At 58.7% G+C, this 21,487-nt stretch carries 17 protein-coding genes and 1 pseudogene; 7 read left to right on the top strand and 11 right to left on the bottom strand.

What is annotated here, in order from left to right; genetic code table 11:
* The first annotated feature begins 54 nt into the window (after positions 1-54).
* Positions 55-3,249: an efflux RND transporter permease subunit gene (locus tag QE432_RS11345; RefSeq protein ID WP_019565072.1), complete on the top strand. Its 3,195-nt coding sequence runs from the start codon at positions 55-57 to the stop codon at positions 3,247-3,249.
* 288 nt (positions 3,250-3,537) lie between these two features.
* Entirely contained in the window at positions 3,538-3,741 is a 204-nt protein-coding gene (locus QE432_RS11350) for a hypothetical protein (protein WP_306624292.1), read from the top strand.
* Between the two features lie 32 nt (positions 3,742-3,773).
* On the opposite strand, the gene QE432_RS11355 is transcribed toward QE432_RS11350, so the two are convergent.
* Together QE432_RS11355 and QE432_RS11360 are read right to left on the bottom strand one after the other, a co-directional pair.
* On the bottom strand, positions 3,774-4,619 hold the full coding sequence (locus tag QE432_RS11355; protein ID WP_013636769.1) for an endonuclease/exonuclease/phosphatase family protein: 846 nt from the start codon (positions 4,617-4,619) through the stop codon (positions 3,774-3,776).
* A gap of 59 nt (positions 4,620-4,678) precedes the next feature.
* The gene (locus QE432_RS11360) at positions 4,679-6,139 is read right to left on the bottom strand and encodes a phospholipase D-like domain-containing protein (RefSeq protein WP_025594389.1); all 1,461 of its coding nucleotides are present in this window, start codon (positions 6,137-6,139) and stop codon (positions 4,679-4,681) included.
* A gap of 270 nt (positions 6,140-6,409) precedes the next feature.
* Here QE432_RS11360 and pdxY point away from each other — a divergent pair, with 270 nt between their 5' ends.
* Positions 6,410-7,285, top strand: coding sequence for a pyridoxal kinase PdxY (gene pdxY, locus QE432_RS11365; protein ID WP_306624294.1), 876 nt, complete (start codon positions 6,410-6,412; stop codon positions 7,283-7,285).
* 74 nt (positions 7,286-7,359) lie between these two features.
* Positions 7,360-8,002: pseudogene (locus QE432_RS11370) on the top strand (carbonic anhydrase).
* 168 nt (positions 8,003-8,170) lie between these two features.
* Here the strand turns inward: QE432_RS11370 and QE432_RS11375 are convergent.
* Both QE432_RS11375 and QE432_RS11380 read right to left on the bottom strand, forming a co-directional pair.
* Positions 8,171-8,986 (bottom strand): lytic murein transglycosylase, encoded by an 816-nt coding sequence (locus tag QE432_RS11375; RefSeq protein ID WP_003514072.1) that lies wholly within the window; start codon positions 8,984-8,986, stop codon positions 8,171-8,173.
* Positions 8,987-9,201: 215 nt separating this feature from the next.
* A complete protein-coding gene (locus QE432_RS11380) occupies positions 9,202-10,236 on the bottom strand; it encodes an aspartate-semialdehyde dehydrogenase (protein WP_003514078.1) in 1,035 nt (344 codons plus the stop codon).
* Between the two features lie 508 nt (positions 10,237-10,744).
* On the opposite strand from QE432_RS11380, the gene QE432_RS11385 reads away from it, so the two are divergent.
* The 3 genes from QE432_RS11385 (at position 10,745) to QE432_RS11395 (ending at position 15,844) form a co-directional block, all read left to right on the top strand.
* Entirely contained in the window at positions 10,745-12,628 is a 1,884-nt protein-coding gene (locus QE432_RS11385) for an MFS transporter (RefSeq protein WP_003514082.1), read from the top strand.
* A gap of 188 nt (positions 12,629-12,816) precedes the next feature.
* Positions 12,817-14,391 carry a Re/Si-specific NAD(P)(+) transhydrogenase subunit alpha gene (locus QE432_RS11390; RefSeq protein ID WP_003514084.1) on the top strand — a complete coding sequence of 525 codons (1,575 nt, stop codon included), beginning with the start codon at positions 12,817-12,819 and terminating at the stop codon, positions 14,389-14,391.
* Between the two features lie 19 nt (positions 14,392-14,410).
* Positions 14,411-15,844 carry an NAD(P)(+) transhydrogenase (Re/Si-specific) subunit beta gene (locus QE432_RS11395; protein WP_003514086.1) on the top strand — a complete coding sequence of 478 codons (1,434 nt, stop codon included), beginning with the start codon at positions 14,411-14,413 and terminating at the stop codon, positions 15,842-15,844.
* Positions 15,845-16,014: 170 nt separating this feature from the next.
* On the opposite strand, the gene rutF is transcribed toward QE432_RS11395, so the two are convergent.
* From rutF to QE432_RS11430, 7 genes are all read right to left on the bottom strand, one after another.
* Positions 16,015-16,539, bottom strand: a complete 525-nt coding sequence (rutF, locus tag QE432_RS11400) for an NADH-dependent FMN reductase RutF (protein WP_013636774.1) — start codon at positions 16,537-16,539, stop codon at positions 16,015-16,017.
* Between the two features lie 26 nt (positions 16,540-16,565).
* The gene (locus QE432_RS11405; protein WP_003514089.1) at positions 16,566-17,156 is read right to left on the bottom strand and encodes a malonic semialdehyde reductase; all 591 of its coding nucleotides are present in this window, start codon (positions 17,154-17,156) and stop codon (positions 16,566-16,568) included.
* Positions 17,157-17,173: 17 nt separating this feature from the next.
* A complete protein-coding gene (gene rutD / locus QE432_RS11410; RefSeq protein WP_162763604.1) occupies positions 17,174-17,965 on the bottom strand; it encodes a pyrimidine utilization protein D in 792 nt (263 codons plus the stop codon).
* Positions 17,966-17,979: 14 nt separating this feature from the next.
* On the bottom strand, positions 17,980-18,366 hold the full coding sequence (gene rutC / locus QE432_RS11415) for a pyrimidine utilization protein C (protein WP_003492069.1): 387 nt from the start codon (positions 18,364-18,366) through the stop codon (positions 17,980-17,982).
* 26 nt (positions 18,367-18,392) lie between these two features.
* Complete coding sequence (gene rutB / locus QE432_RS11420) at positions 18,393-19,133, bottom strand: pyrimidine utilization protein B (protein ID WP_003514094.1); 741 nt, start codon at positions 19,131-19,133, stop codon at positions 18,393-18,395.
* Complete coding sequence (gene rutA / locus QE432_RS11425; protein ID WP_003504013.1) at positions 19,130-20,221, bottom strand: pyrimidine utilization protein A; 1,092 nt, start codon at positions 20,219-20,221, stop codon at positions 19,130-19,132. The genes rutB and rutA overlap by 4 nt, the downstream gene beginning before the upstream one ends.
* Positions 20,222-20,685: 464 nt before the next feature.
* Entirely contained in the window at positions 20,686-21,297 is a 612-nt protein-coding gene (locus QE432_RS11430; RefSeq protein WP_112154327.1) for a biliverdin-producing heme oxygenase, read from the bottom strand.
* Positions 21,298-21,487: the final 190 nt, after the last annotated feature.

The raw sequence follows: 21,487 nt of genomic DNA on the forward strand, positions 1-21,487 counted from the left end.
ATGCCGCCGGAACGGTCCTTGCATTTCCAAATCTACCCGGAGAGGGGACTGGATATGAATATTTCCAGATTTTTTGTCGACAGGCCGGTCTTCGCCGGCGTGCTGTCGATCCTGATCGTGGTCGCAGGCCTTCTCGGCATGCGCGCCCTGCCGATTTCCGAATATCCGGAAGTCGTGCCGCCATCCGTCGTCGTCCGCGCCACCTATCCCGGTGCGAACCCGGCCGTTATTGCCGAAACCGTCGCCACGCCGCTTGAAGAACAAATCAACGGCGTCGAGGACATGCTCTATATGGGCAGCCAGGCGACATCGGACGGCGTGCTGACGCTGACCGTAACGTTCAAGCTGGGCACCGACCCGGACAAGGCGCAGCAGCTGGTGCAGAACCGCGTGTCGCAGGCCGAACCGCGCCTGCCCGCGGAAGTGCGCGCACTCGGCATCACCACCGTCAAAAGCTCGCCCGACTTCATCATGGTCGTCAATCTCGTGTCGAAGACCGATGCCTATGACATCACCTATCTGCGCAACTATGCGACGCTGAACGTCAAGGATCGCCTCGCCCGTATCGAAGGCGTGGGTCAGGTGCAGGTCTTCGGCGCGGGTGACTATTCCATGCGCGTCTGGCTGGATCCGCAAAAGGTGGCCGAACACGATCTCGCCGCGAGTGACGTATCCGACGCCATCCGTCAGCAGAACGTCCAGGCCGCGGCCGGCGTCATCGGCGCATCGCCAAGCCCCAACGGCGTCGACCTGCAGCTCAACGTTAATGCCCAGGGCCGTCTGACGACGCCGGAGGAATTCGGCAACATCATCGTCAAGAGCGGCGCGAACGGCCAGATCACCCGTCTTCGCGATGTCGCCCGCATCGAACTCGGCGCTGCCGACTATACGCTGCGCTCGCTGCTCGACGGCGAACCCGCCGTGGCGATCGCCGTATTGCAGGCTCCCGGCTCCAACTCCATCGAAATCGCCGACAATGTCCGCGCGACAATGGACAATCTGCAACTGGCGATGCCTGATGGCGTGAAATATGAAATCGTCTACGACACGACGAAGTTCGTTCGCTCGTCCATCGAAAAGGTCGTTGATACGCTCCTCGAGGCCGTTGGCCTCGTGGTACTGGTGGTCATCCTGTTCCTCCAGACCTGGCGCGCCTCGATCATTCCGCTGATCGCCGTTCCGGTGTCGATCATCGGCACCTTCGCCGTCATGTATGCCTTCGGTTTCTCCATTAACGCGTTGACCCTGTTCGGCCTCGTGCTGGCCATCGGCATCGTGGTGGATGACGCCATCGTGGTGGTGGAAAACGTCGAGCGAAACATCGAAAACGGGCTTTCTCCGCGTGATGCCACCTACAAGGCGATGCGCGAAGTCTCCGGGCCGATCATAGCAATCGCGCTTGTGCTGGTCGCCGTTTTCGTCCCACTGGCTTTTATCTCCGGCCTTTCCGGCCAGTTCTACCGGCAGTTCGCGCTGACGATCGCGATTTCCACCGTCATTTCGGCGATCAATTCTCTGACGCTGTCACCCGCTCTTGCGGCCCTGCTGCTGAAAGAGCACGACGCACCGAAAGACTGGCTGACCCGATTCATGGACCGGATTTTCGGCTGGTTCTTCCGTGGATTCAACCGCGCCTTCGGGGCCGCCTCCAACGGTTACGGCAAAACCGTAGGCGGGCTGGTAACGCGCAAAAGCCTCGTCATGATCGTCTATATGGCGCTGGTGGCTGCCACCTACGGCATGTTCAGCGCGGTCCCAAGCGGGTTCGTACCGGCGCAGGACAAGCAATATCTCATCGGCTTCGCCCAGCTTCCGGACGGCGCAACGCTTGACCGCACGGAAAGTGTCATCAAGCGGATGAGCGATATCGCCATGCAACAGCCGGGCGTCAGCCACGCCATCGCCTTCCCCGGCCTGTCGATCAACGGCTTCACCATCGGCTCCAATTCCGGCATCGTCTTTGCAGTTCTCGACGACTTCGAAAACCGCAAGACGCCGGAACTGTCAGGCGGCGCCATCGCAATGCAGCTGAACCAGAAGTTTGCCGGCATTCAGGATGCCTTCATCGCCATGTTCCCGCCGCCGCCGGTTAACGGTCTCGGCCAGACGGGCGGCTTCAAGCTGCAGATCGAGGACCGTGCCGGTTACGGCTACCAGACGCTTGACGAAGCGGCCAAGGCGGTCATCGCCAAGGCATACCAGACACCGGAACTGGCAGGCATCTTCTCCAGCTTCCAGATCAACGTGCCGCAGCTCTTCGCCGATCTCGACCGCGCCAAGGCCGAGCAGCTGGGTGTTTCGGTCAGCGACGTCTTCCAGACGCTGCAGATCTATCTGGGCTCGCTTTATGTCAACGACTTCAACGCCTTCGGGCGGACATACAGCGTGCGTGTGCAGGCAGATGCGCAATTCCGCGCCCATGCCGAAGATATCGGCCGCCTGAAGGTCCGCTCGTCCACCGGTCAGATGATCCCGCTTTCCACGCTGTTGAAGGTAGATGCAACGACAGGACCGGAGCGCACAAACCGTTATAACGGCTTCCTTGCAGCAGATATCAACGGCGGTCCGGCACCGGGCTTCTCCTCTGGACAGGCGCAGGCAGCGATCGAGAAAATCCTTGCCGAAAACCTGCCGGCCGGGATCGAATACGAATGGACGGACCTGACTTACCAGCAGATTCTTGCCGGTAATTCCAGCCTCGTGGTCTTCCCGCTGGCGCTGCTGCTCGTCTATCTCGTATTGGCTGCGCAATATGAAAGCCTGACCCTGCCGATCGCGATCATTCTGATCGTTCCGCTCGGCGTTCTCGCCGCATTGACAGGCGTCTGGCTGACGGGAGGGGACAACAACATCTTTACGCAGATCGGCCTTGTCGTCCTTGTCGGACTATCGGCGAAGAACGCGATCCTGATCGTGGAATTCGCCCGCGAGCTGGAATTCGAAGGACGAACGCCGCTTCAGGCCGCAGTCGAGGCAAGTCGCCTGCGCCTCCGCCCGATCCTGATGACCTCACTCGCCTTCATCATGGGCGTGGTGCCTCTGGTCATCTCCACCGGTGCGGGTGCGGAAATGCGCGCGGCCATGGGTGTCGCAGTGTTCTCCGGCATGATCGGGGTGACGTTCTTCGGCATCTTCATGACACCGGTATTCTACGTGCTGGTTCGCAAGCTGTCGGGTAACCGTCCTCTCATCCAGCACAAACAGGAAGAACCTGCCAATTCGGACTACAAGCTCGAAAAGGCCGGCTGAGACCTGATCCAATCCACCGCAAACTTCGACGAAAGCCCGCCGCGCATCTAACGATGCGCGGCGTTTTTGTTGGTGGGAACGTCCATGTGCATCGCCTGAAACAGAATCTGTTTCAATGACTTAAGCAGCAAGCACATACATGTTGCGCCGCAATAAAGAAATAACGAATACACTATATCCGCATAAGGCAGCAGATACGTAAAGGAACAACGCTATTTTATGCTTTCCATTTTGTGGTAATTTCAAGAACAGGGTGATTCGGGCTAAATGATTTAGTTCAGGGGTGACATGATGGAGCAGGAATACGAAAACTGGGCGACAACCATTGCCTATTCGATAGTAATGGATGAAGGTCTGGATCTGGCGCTTGCCGCGCAGAATCTGGACAGATGCAAGACCAGAAACAACCGTGAACGGCTGATGGAAGCCATCCGCACATCGCTGCTGGAGGCCCGTTCGCGCAGCCATCTGACGGTAGCGCAGCGGCTCTGAAGTCTGTCGCCGTATCCGATGCTGCCACAGGATCAGGTTGGAAGCAGATCGGTCCTTATCGCGGCTTTCAGCGGCAGGTGGTCCGAGGCAATGCGCGCCAGCGCACTGTCATGCGCTTCCACCTGCTCGATCAGCCCTTCGCGGTTGGCGATGATCCTGTCGAGCGCAAGCACCGGCAGGTTGGATGGAAAACTGGGCACTGCTGGCGGCAGGGCGCCGAATGCATCCCTCAGAGTATTGAGCGACGAGCCATTGCCGAGACGCCATTCGTTCAGGTCTCCCATGAGGATGGTCGCGCATTCGTTTCGCGCTTCCAGAAGACCGATAAGCGCCTTCGCCTGCTGGGCACGGGAATGCCTCAAAAGACCGAAATGCGCGGCGATTATTCGCAGTGCGCCACCGCTTTTCAAATCCAGTTCCACCACCAGCGCGCCGCGCGGCTCCAGCCCCGGCAATTTCAGCGTATGAACATCCCGCACCGCACCTTCCTTGAACAACAGGACATTACCGTGCCATCCATGCGCCTTCACACCCGCCAGAACAGGCACGGGGACAAGCCCGCTTTCCCGCTCCAGCCGGGCAAGATCGAGCAGGCCCGTGCGCTCGCCGAAACGGCTGTCCGCCTCTTGTAGCGCGATGATATCCGCGCCGATTTCCTGAATAACGCGGCTGGTGCGATCAGGATCGAACCTGCGGTCGCGGCCGACGCATTTATGGACGTTGTAGGACGCGATGACCGGAAAGGAGTGATCTCTCTCCACCTGCCCGGCATTCTTCCGTTGGTGGCGGTCGCGCAGCGACTGCATGACGAAGGCGGGCAGGCTGCTGTTTTTCGCCAGTGCCGTTTTTCCACGCTCCAGCAAACTGTTTTTCTTCACGCTGCGACGCCTCCGATGCGCAAATTAAAAGTTTTAGAGCGTTTCCGACGCATGGCGCTCTAAAGATACGGCGAAGCGAGCCACAGGACGCGCTCCACAAAACGGACAACGAATGGCCGCGCATTCAGTTCGCTCAGTCGCACGGGTAAAGCGGTTGCCCGTGCTTCCCGGATGCGGTTTCCGATGGTCGCGGCGAATTCCTCATCCATAACTTCCAGATCGACTTCGAAGTTCAGCCGCAATGAACGAGGGTCCAGGTTGGAAGAACCGATGTAGCTCCAGCGCTCGTCGATCACCAGAAGCTTGGAGTGATTGAAGGGCCCTGTCGCCCGCCAGATGCGGCAGTAATTCTTCAACATCTGGTCGAATTGCGCCGTCATCGCCCTGTCCACAAGCACCAGATTGTTGCTTTGCGGCACGATGATATCCACCACGACTCCCCGCCTCGCTGCGGTAATGAGCGCTGAAATAAGCTCCCGATCGGGGAGAAAATAGGGCGACATGACGAGAATGGAGGAGCGGGCGACGGAAAACGCCCCCATCAGCATCTTGTGATTGGTCTCTATGCTCTTATCCGGCCCCGAGGAGGAAACGCGCGCAACGATCTGTGAACCCGGCACACCATCGGGAATGGCGATATCCCAGACCGGCGTGTGCAGAAGCTCCCCCGTCGTGAACCTCCAGTCCTCCGCCGCAATGGAGAAAAAATCAGAGACAACCGGCCCGCTGATCTTGAAATGAGTGTCGTGCGCCTGTTTTTCGCCGCCGAATTCAAGGGTGAAGCCCTCGCGGATATTCATGCCGCCGCTAAAGGCGAGGCGCCCGTCCACTACCAGGATCTTGCGGTGGGTGCGCAAATTCGCATAGGGCAGCCGCAGCCCCATGATGACATTGCCGTTGAACACATCGGCAACGATGCCTTTTTCCCGGAGCGTCGGCAGGATGCTCGGCACGGAATAACGCGCGCCCACCGCATCCACCAGCACCCGCACCTCCACGCCCCGGAACTTCGCCCTTTCCAGCGCCGCGACAAAACGCGCACCGATCCTGTCATTGTCGAAAATATATGTTTCGAGGATGATCGACCGCTTCGCCTCGCCTATCGCTTCAAGCATGGCGGCATAGGCCGCGTCGCCGGTGACAAGCGGCTCGATGCGGTTACCGGTCGTCAGTGCGTGGCGCGTCACCCGGTCGCCGAGCGTCTTCATCGCCTCGAAACGGCGTCCGAACCGCGCGGCAATCACCTCGCCGCTCGCATCCAGGCGCGCCACGCGATCCATGATCTCGTCCTGCATGAAAGACCGCTGCTGCCTGATACTGGACCGGCGAATCCGGTTGATGCCGGCAATCGCATAAATGACTGCACCGACGATCGGCGACAGAACGATGACGCCCACCCAGCCAAGCGCGGAGCGGACCTCTTCCTTCGTCATCGTGGCATGTACGGCCGCCACGGTTCCCATCAAAATGGAAAGAGCGGCAAGGATATGAGGCCAATAGGCGATGACGAGATCGAGCATGATGCAACTATAGGGCATCGTGCCGAAAAGTGTACCGCAGTTTTGGGAAAACCCGATGCGTAAACAAAAAGGTAGGGCAGTTCGCCGATCCCGCAATACCGGACCGGCACCGGAAAGGCCAAGAAGACCGGACGCCCATCATTTTACGGGATAGACCCTTGCGGGATTAACGGTGGAAAGTGACGATGCGATATGTCATGAGAGCGCATCTTGATCTGTGAGCAGGGGCACTTGCGGGCTTCTGTGGCGTTTGAAAGCAAGAAGGCCGTGATGCAGGAAAATACCCAGGGCGCCGTCATCGTCATTTCCAGCCACGTCATGCGTGGATCGGTCGGCAACCGTGCCGCAGTCTTCGCGCTGGAGACCCTTGGCTATCCGGTATGGGCGGTACCCACAATCGTTTTGCCCTGGCACCCCGGCCATGGCCCGTCCACCCGGATGCGCTTTCAGGACGACGACTTCGACAAGGCCATGACCGACCTCGAAAACGCCAAATGGATCGGCGAGGTCAAGGCTGTCCTGACCGGTTATTTCGGCAGCGCGGCGCAGGTGCGCTCCGTCGCAAGGCTGATCCGCAATCTCAAGGAAAAGAACCCGTCGCTGATTTATGCCTGTGACCCGGTCATGGGCGATCTGGGCGGACTCTACATTCCCCTTGAGACTGCCGAAGCCATCCGCGATCACCTCATTCCGCTTGCCACCGTCGCCACGCCAAACCGTTATGAACTGGCCTGGATGAGCGGTGCCGAGCTTGAGACCAACAATGCCATCATGGATGCCGCGCTCGCACTCGGCCCGCCGAAAATGCTGGTCACCTCAGCCGTGTCGATGATGGCGGGCGGCACGGGAAATCTCTATTTGAGCGGCCGGCACGCGCTGATGGCGGAACACCGCGCCATAGAAAACGCACCGAACGGTCTCGGCGACCTGATGGCGGCGCTGTTCCTTGCCCGGCTGCTGGAAGGCATGGACGACGAGAAGGCGCTGCAACTGGCCACCGCCAGCGTGTTCGAAATTCTGGCGCGAACCAAAAAACGCGACATGAACGAATTGACGCTGGAGACGGATTCTTCAAGTCTCTCCACACCCATGGCGATGGTGCAGATGCGCCATCTCTTGCATCCTTCGCGCAGCAAGCGCAAATAGCGGCTAAAGGATTGGTCTTCAACGCACCGAGTTCTTCTCTTGATCTTGGTCCAAGCACAACGGTACTGCGATAGATGAAAGATTTTCCGGAAAACCTTCTCAACGGCTACAAGAACTTCATGAGCGGCCGCTATGCCGACGAGCGCGAAAGATACCGCGTTCTGGCTGATACCGGACAGAAACCGCAGACCCTGTTCATTGCCTGTTGTGACTCCCGTTCGGCGCCGGAAACGATTTTCGACTGCGGACCGGGAGAACTTTTCGTCGTGCGGAACGTCGCCAACATGGTGCCGCCCTTTGAGCCTGACGGTCAGTACCACGCCACATCAGCCGCCATCGAATATGCCGTGCAGGTTCTGAAGGTGAAGGACATCGTCGTCATGGGCCATGGCCGCTGCGGCGGCATTCAGGCCGCACTCGACCCCAATCTTGAACCTCTGTCACCCGGCGACTTCATCGGCAAATGGATTGAACATGGTGAAATCCGCCGCCGAGCAGATCCAGAGCAACGACGTCATGACCGCTTCCGAGCGCCAGACGGCGCTGGAGCGCGTTTCCATTCGCAACTCCATCGCCAACCTGCGCGGCTTCCCCTTCGTCAAGGCGCAGGAAACCGCTGGCAAGGTGAAGCTGCATGGTGCCTGGTTCGATATCTCGACCGGCGAATTGTGGGTGATGGACGGCAAAACGGGCGACTTTCGCCGCCCGGACCTGTGATTGTCGAAACCTTCTCAAAGCTTCGTCACCCCGGACGTGATCCGGGGCCAAGCGCGATCAAGTCTTTGATTGCTTAGTATTGTTTTCACGGCGCAGACGCGCCGTGACTGGATGCCGGAACTAGTCCGGCATCACGGAAGTGGACGTTCCAATTGGGATAAAGCGGCCTTATTGGCCGTCAATCGCCTTGCCGATAAACGCAATCGCCTGCTGATAAACGCTTGCAGCGTTCCAGCCCTGAATGGCCGCGTAATTCGTCTGCCCCTGCTGATAACCCGCACCGCGCTGCCAGCCGTGGCCGACAAGGAAGTTGGCCGTGGAGGCCAGCGCATCGGCGCGCGAACCGACGAGATCGATGCGTCCGTCGCGGTCGAAATCCACGCCGTAGCGCACAACGTTCAACGGCAGGAACTGCGTCTGGCCGATTTCGCCATGGGCAGCACCCTTGGCGTTAACGTTCAGCGATCCGCTGCCGACGAGCTTCAGGGCCGCATAAAGCTGCTCGGTAAAATAATCCGAACGGCGGCAGTCGAAAGAAAGCGTCGCCACGGCGGACAGCGTGTGCTGGTTGCCCATGAAGCCGCCAAATCCGGTTTCCATGCCCCAGATGGCGAGCAGCGGGCCGGCCGGCACACCATAGGCCTTTTCAATCGAGGCGAAGAGAGCCGCATTGTTCTTCTTCATGGTCTTGCCGCGCGAGATGATCGTCTGGCCGCCACGCTTCTGCATGAACTGGTCGAAGGACAGCTTGAAGCTGTGCTGGCCGCGATCGGCGCGGATGGTCGGCTGATTGTAGGAGACGCCGGAGAAGGCACGATCAAGCACCGAGGCGCTGACACCGCGGCTCGCCGCTTCCTGCTTGAAGGCACCGACCCAGGCGTCGAACCCTGCCGAAGTGTTGCCGCATTGCGCAGCCACAACCGGCGTCGCCGCCAAAACCGAGACCATGGCCACACCAGCCAGAATTGCCTTCATTGCCCGCATCAAAATCTGCCTTCGATATCCTTTGGGGAATTTATCCCGAGAACCAAAACGTCGCTGCTGTATGGGCTCGGGTGCCAAATTGCTTTTTGGCCGCCTAAATTGCCTTTTGGCAGCAAGGCCTGCAAATAAACTGGCCGTGATGATAGCCAATTGGAAAACCCGCCTGCCCCACACAGAACAGACGGGTTATACTTAACGAACCTTAAAAAATCGTATCAAGCCGCCGCCTTGCGGGGCTTGATGAGACCACGATTGACCAGGAGTTCGGCGATCTGGATGGCATTGAGGGCAGCGCCCTTGCGCAGATTGTCCGAAACAACCCAGATGTTGAGGCCGTTTTCAACCGTCGCATCCTCACGGATACGCGAAATATAGGTCGCATCCTCGCCAGCGGATTCAACCGGGGTGATGTAGCCGCCATCTTCATGCTTGTCGATCACGAGGCAACCCGGCGCTTCGCGCAGGATATCACGCGCCTGATCGGCGGTGATCTCGTTTTCGAACTCGATGTTGACCGATTCCGAATGACCGATGAAAACAGGAACGCGCACGGCCGTGCAGGTTACCTTGATCTTCGGATCGAGCATCTTCTTGGTTTCGGCCAGAACCTTCCATTCTTCCTTGGTATAGCCGTCTTCCATGAAGACGTCGATATGCGGGATGACGTTGAAGGCGATGCGCTTGGTGAACTTCTTCGTTTCGACCGGATCGGCCACGAAGACGGCGCGTGTCTGCTGGAACAGTTCGTCCATGCCTTCCTTGCCAGCGCCGGAAACGGACTGGTAGGTGGAGACAACGACGCGCTTGATCTTGGCAAAGTCATGCAGCGGCTTCAGCGCGACAACGAGCTGGGCCGTGGAGCAATTCGGATTGGCGATGATGTTCTTGCGGGTGAAGCCCGAGATCGCGTCGGCATTGACTTCCGGAACGATCAGCGGAACGTCCTGGTCGTAGCGCCATGCGGACGAGTTATCGATGACGACGCAACCCTGCTGGCCGATCTTCGGCGACCACTTCTTGGAAATCTCGCCGCCGGCCGACATCAGGCAAATATCCGTGTCGGAAAAATCGTAGTTTTCGAGGTTGGAAACCTTCAGCGTGCGGTCGCCATAGGAGACTTCCGTGCCCTGCGAGCGGGAGGAAGCGAGCGGCACGACTTCATCTGCGGGAAAACCACGTTCGGCCAGGATGTTGAGCATTTCGCGACCGACATTGCCGGTGGCGCCTACAATTGCAACTTTGAAACCCATGATCAAGCTCTCTTTCTGTCTCTCCTCTTTTGGGTGAGGTGGGGAACCCGCATCGCATTGCGGCTTCCTCGATCCCCAGCCAAACCGGGGAGAGAGCGGTGGCCAGAGACGTCAGACGGTTTTAATCGTCGTTTTGGCCGTAATTCGGATAGAATAAGAAAGACGCGGATCATCGCCGGCGGATTGTGCCGGTCCTTCCATGACAATCATGTCTGCAACATGCCTGCGCAAGGTGATGCTCCTTCTTCGCGAGAAGCTATTAGAAGGTTTGGTGTTCGTGTCAAGAAAAAAGGCACGTTGCGAGCGACCCGGCGCATGAGCGCAAATGCCACCTCGCGACATTTTTGCACGTTATGCATTAGACTAAAGTCATAATCCGAAAGCATCGCTCTCATTGGGGTTAATTTTCTGTCACTCTAACATTACGCGCATTGCACCCTTACGGGGGAGTCCGGAGGAGAGACAGGGCTCTGCAATGCGCTCATTTGACATCTGTGGAGGACAGACAATGGCAAACGTAGCAGCCGTGAGCGGCGCCGCCCGTCCCATGACGGGTGAGGAGAAGAAGGTGATTTTCGCCTCTTCTCTCGGAACAGTCTTCGAATGGTACGATTTTTATCTGTACGGCTCGCTCGCGATCTATATCGGCGCGAACTTCTTCAGCCAATATCCGGAAACGACACGTAACATCTTCGCGCTTCTGGCATTTGCCGCCGGCTTCCTCGTGCGCCCCTTCGGCGCCCTGGTGTTCGGGCGTCTCGGCGACATTGTCGGCCGTAAATACACCTTCCTGATCACCATTCTCATCATGGGCGTTTCGACATTCCTCGTCGGCGTCCTGCCCGGTGCATCGCAGATCGGCATCGCAGCCCCGATCATCCTGATCATCCTGCGCATGCTTCAGGGTCTGGCGCTTGGCGGCGAATATGGCGGTGCTGCAACTTATGTGGCCGAACACGCGCCCAACGGTCGCAGAGGCTATTACACCTCATGGATCCAGACGACGGCGACGCTCGGCCTCTTCCTGTCGCTGATGGTCATTCTCGGCGTGCAGTTCGCACTCGGCAAGGAAGCCTTCGCCGCTTGGGGCTGGCGTATTCCCTTCCTCGTTTCGGTTCTGCTGCTTGGCGTATCGGTCTGGATTCGTCTGAAAATGAACGAATCTCCTGCCTTCAAGAAGATGAAAGAAGAAGGCAAGACCTCCAAGGCACCGCTCAGCGAAGCCTTCGGCCAGTGGAAAAACGCAAAGATCGCCCTGCTTGCCCTCGTCGGCGCCGTCATCGGTCAGGCCGTCGTCTGGTATACGGGCCAGTTCTATGCACTCTTCTTCCTGCAGAGCATTCTGAAGGTGGACGGCCAGTCGGCCAACATCATGGTCGCGGCGGCCCTCATCCTCGGCACGGGCTTCTTCGTGCTCTTCGGCTGGCTTTCCGACAAGATCGGCCGCAAGCCGATCATCATGGCGGGTCTCGTTCTCGCGATGCTGACCTACTTCCCGCTGTTCAAGGCGCTCACATGGGCGGGCAACCCGGCACTGGCGCAAGCGCAGGCCAGCGTTCGCGCAACCGTGACCGCTGCTCCGGGCGACTGCAAATTCCAGTTCAACCCGACAGGTACGGCGAAATTCACCACATCCTGCGATATCGCCACCTCGTTCCTGACACGCAACTCCGTTCCCTATGACGTCGTTGCTGGAGCGGCTGGAACGCCGGCAAGCGTCAAGATCGGCGACGCCACCATTGCGAGCTACGACGCCATCGCAGCCGGCGCGGATGCTGCCGCAAAAGACAGGGCCTTCCAGAAACAGGTCAACATCGCGCTGCATGACGGCGGCTACCCGCTGGTGCGCGGCGTAGCACAGGTGCCGGACGCAAAACTGGATGCCTTCATTGCCGCCAACCCGGAACTCAACCTCAATGCGGAAGCCGTTCGCGCAGCCGACAAGAAGATGGTGGCGACCGACAAGCTGGTGGCCGACAAGTTGCTGACGCCGGCCGAGACCGCCGGAGCGGCGGAAATGGCCGTCTACAGCATTGCCGGTGGTGGTACCTTCGCCATGGTCGCCGATCCGGCTGCCGTGAACTGGGTCGTCATCATCGCGGTCCTGACCGTCCTCGTGATCTACGTGACGATGGTCTACGGCCCGATTGCGGCCCTGCTGGTCGAACTGTTCCCGACCCGCATCCGCTACTCCGGCATGTCGCTGCCCTACCATATCGGCAACGGCTGGTTCGGCGGCCTGCTGCCCGCCACCGCTTTTGCGATGAGCGCGGCGAAGGGCGATATCTATTACGGCCTCTGGTACCCGATCGTTTTCGCAGGCATCACGCTGGTCATCGGCCTGCTGTTCCTGCCGGAAACCAAGGATCGCGACATCCACACCATGGAGTGAGCGGTTTCGCTCCCGACGATAGAGACCCGGCGCTGACGCGCCGGGTTTTTTATTGCCGCAGTACCGCCAGTGCCCGAACTGGCCTTTCGCAGGCTGTCAATCCGCCGCAGGTAGAAACCGCCAAAAACAAGACAAAAACGCTCGAAATAGGCTATGACGCCGTATCGTGCGGAAAAGGGAGAGCCATTTTGAAAATCGGGACGCCTAAGGAATTATATGATGGCGAGGCGCGCGTCGGCATGACGCCCGACAGCGCGCAAGGCCTGCAGAAACTCGGATATGATTGCATCCTCGAAACAGGCGCGGGCAAGGCGGCGGGATTTTCCGACGACGCCTATCGCGCAGCCGGTGTCACCATCGTCGATAGCGCCGATGCGCTTTATACCGGTGCCGACATCATCGCCAAGGTTCGTCCGCCGGAAACGTCGGAGATTGATCGCCTGTCTTCGGACAAGACGCTGATCTCGTTCTTCTATCCCGCACAGAACAAGGACCTTCTGGAGCAGGCGAAGGAAAAGGGCGCAAATGTCATCGCCATGGACATGGTGCCGCGCATTTCCCGCGCCCAGAAAATGGACGCGCTGTCCTCCATGGCCAACATCGCCGGCTATCGCGCCGTCATCGAGGCCGGCAATAATTTCGGCCGCTTCTTCACCGGCCAGGTAACCGCCGCCGGCAAGGTGCCGCCCGCCAAGGTGCTGGTCATCGGTGCCGGCGTTGCCGGTCTTGCCGCCATCGGCACGGCAACCTCGCTTGGCGCCATTACCTATGCCTTCGACGTGCGCCCGGAAGTGGCCGAACAGATCGAATCCATGGGCGCCGAATTCGTCTATCTCGATTTCGCCGACCAGAGCCAGGATGGCGCAGCGACCGGCGGTTACGCCGCCCCCTCGTCGCCGGAATTCCGCGAAAAGCAGCTTGAGAAATTCCGCGAGCTGGCACCGCAGATCGATATCGTCATCACCACGGCGCTGATCCCCGGCCGTGACGCCCCGAAGCTGTGGCTGGCCGACATGGTAGCGGCAATGAAGCCGGGTTCGGTCATCATCGACCTCGCCGCCGAGCGCGGCGGCAATTGCGATCTCACGGTGCCCGACCAGCGCGTCGTCTCCGACAATGGCGTCATCGTCATCGGCTATACGGATTTCCCGAGCCGCATGGCCACGCAGGCCTCAACGCTCTATTCCACCAACATCCGTCACATGATGACCGATCTGACGCCCGCAAAGGACGGGAAGGTCGTTCACAACATGGAAGACGACGTCATCCGCGGTGCGACCGTCACCTATCAGGGCGACATCACCTTTCCGCCACCGCCACCGAAGATCCAGGCCATCGCCGCGCAGAAACCCAAGGAACGAGCAAAAGAGCTTACGCCTGAGGAAAAGCACGCCAAGGAACGGGCCGAGTTCAAGGCGCAGACGAAAAGCCAGGTCGGTCTGCTCGTCATCGGTACGGCGGCCCTGCTTCTCGTCGGCCTTTACGCGCCGGCAAGCTTCATGAGCCATTTCATCGTCTTCGTGCTCGCCTGCTTTATCGGCTTCTCCGTCATCTGGAATGTCAGCCACTCGCTGCACACGCCGCTGATGGCGGTGACGAACGCGATTTCCGGCATCGTCATTATCGGCGCGCTGCTGCAGATCGGTTCCGGCAACTGGCTGGTGGTGATCCTTGCCTCACTTTCCGTCCTGATCGCGACGATCAACATCGTCGGCGGTTTCCTCGTGACACGGCGCATGCTCGCCATGTTCCAGAAGTCCTGAGCCGTGTAGGGGACACATAATGACCATTGGTATCGTTTCCGCGGCCTATGTTGCCGCAGCCGTTCTATTCATCCTCTCTCTCGGTGGTCTTTCCGGGCAGGAAAGCGCCAAGCGCGCCGTCTGGTACGGCATAACAGGCATGGGTCTTGCCATTGTCGCCACGGTCTTCGGACCTGATGTCGGCAACTGGTTCATCGTACTTCTGATGCTGGCGGGTGGCGCCGTTCTCGGCTACTTCGTCGCAAACCGCGTGCAGATGACCGAGATGCCGCAGCTTGTTGCAGCACTTCACTCCTTTGTCGGTCTGGCCGCCGTCTTCATCGGCTTCAACGCCCATATCGAGGAAGCGCATGTCGCCTCGCTCGATGAGACGGCGCGTTCCCTGTTGACAGGCTTTTCCGCCCTCCTCGCCCACAAGACGCCGGTAGAACTGGCAATCATGAAGGTCGAGGTCTTCCTCGGCGTCTTCATCGGCGCCGTCACCTTCACCGGTTCCGTCGTCGCCTTCGGCAAGCTTGCCGGCAAGGTGGACGGCAAGGCGAAGAAGCTTCCGGGCGGACACGTCCTCAATGCCGGTGCCGCGATCCTGTCGCTCGTCCTGCTCATCATGTATTGCAACGGTGCTGGCGCATGGACGCTGGTGCTGATGACGCTTGCCGCCTTCTTCATCGGCTATCACCTGATCATGGGTATCGGCGGCGCAGATATGCCTGTCGTCGTCTCGATGCTGAACAGCTATTCCGGCTGGGCGGCGGCCGCCATCGGCTTCACGCTCGGCAACGATCTCCTGATCGTTACCGGTGCGCTTGTCGGCTCCTCGGGTGCGATCCTGTCCTACATCATGTGCAAGGCCATGAACCGCTCCTTCATCTCGGTCATCCTCGGCGGCTTCGGCGGCACGACGGGTCCGGCGATGGAAATCGAGGGCGAGCAGGTGGCAATCGATGCCGAAGGCGTGGCATCAGCGCTGAACGACGCTGACAGCGTCATCATCGTGCCCGGTTACGGCATGGCGGTGGCACAGGCGCAACAGGCCGTTTCCGAACTGACCCGCAAGCTGCGCGCCGACGGCAAGACCGTGCGTTTCGCCATCCACCCGGTTGCGGGTCGTCTTCCCGGCCACATGAACGTGCTGCTCGCCGAAGCAAAGGTGCCCTACGACATCGTGCTGGAAATGGACGAGATCAACGACGATTTCCCCAATACCGACGTCGTCATCGTCATCGGCTCCAACGACATCGTCAACCCGGCGGCACAGGACGATCCCAACTCGCCCATCGCCGGCATGCCGGTTCTGGAAGTATGGAAATCCAAACTGGTCATCGTTTCCAAGCGCGGCCAGGGCACGGGCTATTCCGGCATCGAGAACCCGCTGTTCTACAAGGACAACACCCGCATGTTCTACGGCGATGCGAAGAAGTCGATCAACGATCTTTTGCCGCTGATCAAGTAATGAAAAGGGCGTTTCCGGTTTCCGGGAGCGCCTTCTTACTGACGTGAAAAGAAAGCTCCGCCGTCATCCTCGGGCTTGTCCCGGTTGCAGATCCTCGGGACAAGCCCGAGGATGACGGCGCGCAAATAGCTGATCGTGAGTTAAGGGTAAACCGGCCCCAGAGACCGCTCTCAAAGCACCCGGTAACGCCGGTTGAAATACATCAGTGCTTCGTCGCCCTCATTGATCTTCATATCGACGACATCGCAGATCAGGATATCGTGCGTGCCGCCATCATGTGCCTCGCGAATGCGGCAATCGAAGGAGACCAGTGCGTCTTCCAGAACAGGCGCGCCGGTTTCGAGCACGCCCCAGCTTCCGGCAGCGAAACGTTCTTCCGCCGGTGTCTTGCCGCCGAACAGGGTGCTTAGTACCTCGTGCTTGGAAGCAAGCGTGTTGACGCAGATGACGCCATTGCCCTTCACCACATTATAAGCGGAAGAGCCGCGGTTGAGGCAGACGAGAAGCGTGGGCGGATTGTCGGAAACGCTGCAAACGGCCGTCGCTGCAAATCCCGCACGGCCTGCCGCACCGTCCGTGGTGACGATGTTGACTGCCGCACCGAGCCGCGCCATGGCGTTTCTATAATCGAGGCTGCGTTCCTGTGCAGTCTTCGTCTCCATTTCCGCTTCCTTTTCAAGAGACATCATCCGCATCTAAACCATCCTTCCTTAACAGGCCCTCAAGCCAGAACACAGGCGTCTTCGAACGCAAGTCGCGGCAGGCGGCCGAACAGCTTCGACGGATCGCCGTAACCAAGATTGATGAGGAAATTGGATTTCCATGTCGTACCCGCAAAAAATGCGGCATCCACCTTGCCCTTGTCGAAACCGGACATGGCTCCGGTATCAAGCCCGAGCGCGCGGGCGGCAAGAATGAGATAACCGGCTTGCAGCGTGGCATTGCGGAATGCCGTTTCCTCGGCCATCGCCGCACTGGAGGTGAACCAGGAACGCGCATCGGCATGGGGAAACAGCACCGGCAGCTTCTCGTAAAATTCGCTGTCGATGGCAGCGATGACCGTGACGGGTGCTGCCATGGTCTTTTCCAGATTGCCCGAAGAAAGCGCTGGCCTCAATTTTTCCTTGGCTTCCGGGCTGCGCACGAACACGAAACGCGCCGGCGAGCAATTGGCCGAAGTCGGCCCCATCTTCGTCAGGTCATAAAGCGCTGTCAGCGTCTCATCCCCGATTGGCTTGTCCGTCCAGCCATTGTGGGTGCGTGCCTCGGTGAAAAGTGTTGCCAATGCAGCGTCGTCCAATGCTCTCGTCATTTTACTCTCAAATCCCGTCAGAATGTTTGTGTTGCCGGTAGCAGAAACTGCAAAAGCCGCGCGTTGAAAAGGTCAGAATCGGTGATATTGACCGCATGCGCTCCGAAATCGAGAAGGCAAAGCTCGCTTTGCGGCAAACCCTCCACAAGACGCAGCGACCGGGTATAGGGCACCAGAAGATCGTCCTTGGTCGCCACTACCAGAACCGGATTGCCGATCTCGCCGAGGCGCGCGTCGATATCAAATGCCCGGAGCGCCGCGATGCGCCGAAGCACATTCGCCCTGCCCTGAAAATGCGCGACGCCATGCGCATCGTCACGTGCCAGCCGCTCCTGATGCTCTGACATCCAGGCCGCCGGATAAAGAAACAGCGGCTGGGCTTTCACGAAAGCCTCGACACCGGATTTTTCCAGAAGCTCGATCCGCACATCGAAGCAGCGCCCGGAATGCGGATCGGCCTTGCTCCAGGCATTGATAAGAACAAGCCTGTCGATGAGGCCGGGCTTGCGAAGCGCGATATCAAGTCCGATCAGACCGCCAAGCGCATGGCCCATGAAGTGAAATTTTTCGAGGTTCAGGGCCGAGACGATCTCCAGCACATCATCGGCCATCGCCGATATGCCGCCATCTGCCGGCACCTCGCCGCCGGTCCGGCCAGTTCCGTGATGGTCATAGGTAACGATCCGGAAATGGCTGGAAAGGGCCTCGATCTGCGGCGCCCAATAAGCGCCCGATCCACCCAGCCCCGATGACAGCAGGATAGTGGGCGCCTCAGGCTCGGCCCGGCCATGAACCTCGAAATGCATCATTTTGCCGTTTCGCCTTACTTGCCGATATGTGCGACGGTGGCGATTTCCACCAGTGCATCAGGCTTTACGAGGCCGCACTGGATGCAATAACGCGCGGGCTTGTCGCCGGGGAAATATTCGGCATAGACCGTGTTCACGGCCTGGTAATTCGCCCAGTCGGTGATGAAGATGTGGTTCATCGTCACGTCCTCCATCGTGCCGCCGGCGGTCTCAATAACGGATTTGATGGTTTCCAGAACATGGCGTGTCTGGGCGCTGGCATCGCCCACATGCACGACATTATTGTCCTTGTCGAACGGCAGCGTACCGGAAACGTAAACCACGCCATCGGCAAGGGTTCCCGGCGAAAAAGGGGCGATGGGTTTGCTTGTACCGGCAGGCACGACGATCTTCTTCGGCATTTCATTCTCCTCTTTGTGTTTGGGGATCAATCCCTGACGGGTGCGGCCTGCGAGATGACGCCGCAGAAATCATTGACGGTCGCCACCCAGCCGAAAAATTTCTCGACATTATAGACCGTCGCCTGCTGGATGTAGTCCGGGCCCAGATGATGCGTGGCATCCTCCAGCATCACCCCGAAATATTCGAGATGGAAAGCGTCGCGCAGCGAGCTTTCGACGCAGACATTGGTGGCGATGCCGACGAACACCAGATTGCGGATGCCGCGGGCACGCAGAACGCTGTCCATATTGGTGTTAAAGAAGCCGCTATAACGCGTCTTCGGCACCAAGATATCGCCGGGCTGCGGCTGCAACTCATCAACGATGGCATAGTCCCATGTGCCCTTGGCCAACAGCTGGCCCTGCAATTCAGGCCTTTTGCGCATTGTTTTCAGCGCGTTGGACTTGTGCCAGTTGGGCGAACCCGGCCCACCGGCCTCGACATAATCCTTGTCCCAGCCATTCTGAAAATAAATGACCTGAACACCTGCCGCCCGCGCTGCATCCAGCGTCTTCTTGATGTTGGCGATGGTGCCCTTGGCGCCGGAAATATCGAACCCGGCAAGATCGACATAACCGCCCTCGGTCGAATAGGCGTTCTGCATGTCGACCACGACAACGGCGGTCTCGCTGGGCTTGAGGGTAATCGGCTCCGGCCTTGCGGGAAGTGTGACACTTTCCGAACGGCTTTCCGGCCCCTTGTAACCCGCCACGACGGCTTCACTCATTCCGCTGCCTCCAGTTCGGCCAGCACATGCTGGCGGCTCTTCATCAGCGGTTGTACATATTTGCCGAATTTTTCGACGCCTTCGAGAAAATCGTCAAAGGTCAGCATCACGCCGCCCGTTCCCGGCACTTCGCTCATTTCATCCAGCATCGCCGCTACTTCCTCATAGGAGCCAATCAGCGTTCCCATGTTGATGTTGACCGCCGAGACGGGATTGGACATGTGCCGGACATTGGTATCAGAGCCGGACTTGGTGTCGACAGAACTCTGCAGGCCGAGCCACTTGATCGCGTCCTCATCCGCGCCCGCCTTGTAATGCTCCCACTTCGCCCAGGCATCCTCGGATTTTTCTTCCGCGAGGATCATGGTCAGCACGACGGATTTAACCTCGCGACCAGACTTTTCCGTTGCCGCCAGAAGTCGCTCATTGGTGGGTGCAAAAGCCTTTGGCGTATTGACGCCGACGCCGAAGCAGAAGCTGTAATCGGCGAATTTGGCAGAGAACGCCATGCCGGAATTGGAGGAACCGGCGCAGATGAGCTTCACATCCCCCTGCGGCACCGGCTTCATGCGGCAATCATCCATCTGGAAGAACTTGCCCTTGAAGTCCGACTGCCCTTCCGTCAGCAACTCTTTCAGCACGGAGGTATATTCGCCGAGATATTCATAGCGATCACCGAAATAATCGTCGCCCGGCCAAAGCCCCATCTGGCTATATTCAGGACGCTGCCAGCCGGTAATCAGGTTGATGCCGAAACGCCCGCCGGAAATGGAATCGATCGTCGTCGCCATGCGCGCAACGATGGCCGGCGGCATGACCAGCGTGGCGGCAGTGCCGAACAGCTTGATCTTGGAGGTCACGGCGGCGAGGCCCGCCATCAGGGTGAAGGATTCCAGATTATAGTCCCAGAACTCGGTCTTGCCGCCAAAGCCGCGCAGCTTGATCATCGACAGCGCGAAATCGAAGCCGTACTTTTCCGCCTTCAGCGTGATTTCCTTGTTCAGGTCGAAGCTTGGCTTGTATTGCGGCGCGTTCTCGGAAAGGAGCCACCCATTATTCCCGATCGGTATAAAAACACCAACTTCCATCTTGCTGTTCCCTTTTTTGGCATCAGGCGTTTTCCTGATTTGAAGAAAGAGTAGCAGGTTCCGTGCCAGACGAAAAAAAATAATTTTATCAATTGGATAATTTTTTGGAGGCCAATTTCTTTTTACCAAAAGATAAAATTTTTATCATTTGGTAAATTAATATGCCTGTTTATTCGGCAAATATCGAACGCAATGTGCGGGAAATGAGCGGCTCTCACAGTGGTTCTGAAGCGTTGCACGACAGCCGAAAACCACTCCTCCGTCACGCCGGACTTGATCCTGTATCCAGCCGCGGCCCGTCCGCGCCGCGAATAGAGCTCCACGCGATCAAGCACTTGATCGCACTAGACCCCGGACCAAGCCCGGGGTGACGGCGTGAGGATGCTAAGACGAGGTCAGCACGAATGTGCAACGAGGCATTTCAAGCGCTGTGAAGACAACCAGCGACAAGCTATGCCAAAACTTCAACCGAGGCGTTGCTGCGCGTAGGCATGCACGGCCCTGAAGGCGGCTTCGGCGCCGGCGACGACCCGCTCCTCTTCTTCGATGGTCAGCGAAATTTCATCGAGCGCGGCCGTAAAGGTACGCCAATGCAGGCCGCGCCCTTCCGGAGCACCGGCCAGATGGCGCGCGCCGAATTCTTCGGTGAGGCCAAGCCTGGCTGCATCTTTAAGAAGGAAGGCCGCGCCGAGGTTCGAGCCTTCGACCACATAAAGCCAGCCCATGGCCTCAGGTAGATCGAACGGCGTTTCGCTGGTAAAGCGCGGCTCGTTTGTTTCAGGAATGGCGTGTCCCAGATCGGCAAGGTCCTGCTCTATCATGGAGAGACGGCGACGACCCTTAAGATCAGGCAGCAGGCCATCAAGCGTTTCATTGGAGAAAAACGCATCGAGGTCCCGATGGAAAAGATATTGCGTTTCCACGAATTTGCCGAAGTTCTCCCGGCTCTCGAACGGCTTCGCTGCCATGATGAAAGTATCGAGACCACCATGCGCGCCACGCGTGGCAGCCCTCAGGCGCTTCACGCGGCTCTGCTCGATCTCTTCCACAGGCGCTGATGGCTCGACAATGGTCATGACGCTTCCCTTTATCCCATATTCAGATTGCCTGATAAAAATCTTTACTTAAACAGTCAAATTTATTTTAGCATTTTTCCTGTGCATCGCTAAAAAATGGCATTCGCGTAAACCGGTGTAAACATTCCATGCCCCCACCGGGCGCAACACAGATCCTGAGGCAGCTTTAGAAGCCAATTCCCCCCGTTCC

Source organism: Agrobacterium sp. SORGH_AS_0745 (assembly GCF_030818995.1).
Lineage (GTDB): Bacteria > Pseudomonadota > Alphaproteobacteria > Rhizobiales > Rhizobiaceae > Agrobacterium > Agrobacterium tumefaciens.

Coding starts and splice junctions, on each gene's coding strand:
- QE432_RS11345 (WP_019565072.1), top strand. CDS start 55: ATGAATATTTCCAGATTTTTTGTCGACAGGCCGGTCTTCGCCGGCGTG.
- QE432_RS11350 (WP_306624292.1), top strand. CDS start 3,538: ATGATGGAGCAGGAATACGAAAACTGGGCGACAACCATTGCCTATTCG.
- QE432_RS11360 (WP_025594389.1), bottom strand. CDS start 6,139: ATGCTCGATCTCGTCATCGCCTATTGGCCTCATATCCTTGCCGCTCTT.
- pdxY (WP_306624294.1), top strand. CDS start 6,410: ATGCAGGAAAATACCCAGGGCGCCGTCATCGTCATTTCCAGCCACGTC.
- QE432_RS11375 (WP_003514072.1), bottom strand. CDS start 8,986: ATGCGGGCAATGAAGGCAATTCTGGCTGGTGTGGCCATGGTCTCGGTT.
- QE432_RS11380 (WP_003514078.1), bottom strand. CDS start 10,236: ATGGGTTTCAAAGTTGCAATTGTAGGCGCCACCGGCAATGTCGGTCGC.
- QE432_RS11385 (WP_003514082.1), top strand. CDS start 10,745: ATGGCAAACGTAGCAGCCGTGAGCGGCGCCGCCCGTCCCATGACGGGT.
- QE432_RS11395 (WP_003514086.1), top strand. CDS start 14,411: ATGACCATTGGTATCGTTTCCGCGGCCTATGTTGCCGCAGCCGTTCTA.
- rutF (WP_013636774.1), bottom strand. CDS start 16,539: ATGCGGATGATGTCTCTTGAAAAGGAAGCGGAAATGGAGACGAAGACT.
- QE432_RS11405 (WP_003514089.1), bottom strand. CDS start 17,156: ATGACGAGAGCATTGGACGACGCTGCATTGGCAACACTTTTCACCGAG.
- rutD (WP_162763604.1), bottom strand. CDS start 17,965: ATGATGCATTTCGAGGTTCATGGCCGGGCCGAGCCTGAGGCGCCCACT.
- rutC (WP_003492069.1), bottom strand. CDS start 18,366: ATGCCGAAGAAGATCGTCGTGCCTGCCGGTACAAGCAAACCCATCGCC.
- rutB (WP_003514094.1), bottom strand. CDS start 19,133: ATGAGTGAAGCCGTCGTGGCGGGTTACAAGGGGCCGGAAAGCCGTTCG.
- rutA (WP_003504013.1), bottom strand. CDS start 20,221: ATGGAAGTTGGTGTTTTTATACCGATCGGGAATAATGGGTGGCTCCTT.
- QE432_RS11430 (WP_112154327.1), bottom strand. CDS start 21,297: ATGACCATTGTCGAGCCATCAGCGCCTGTGGAAGAGATCGAGCAGAGC.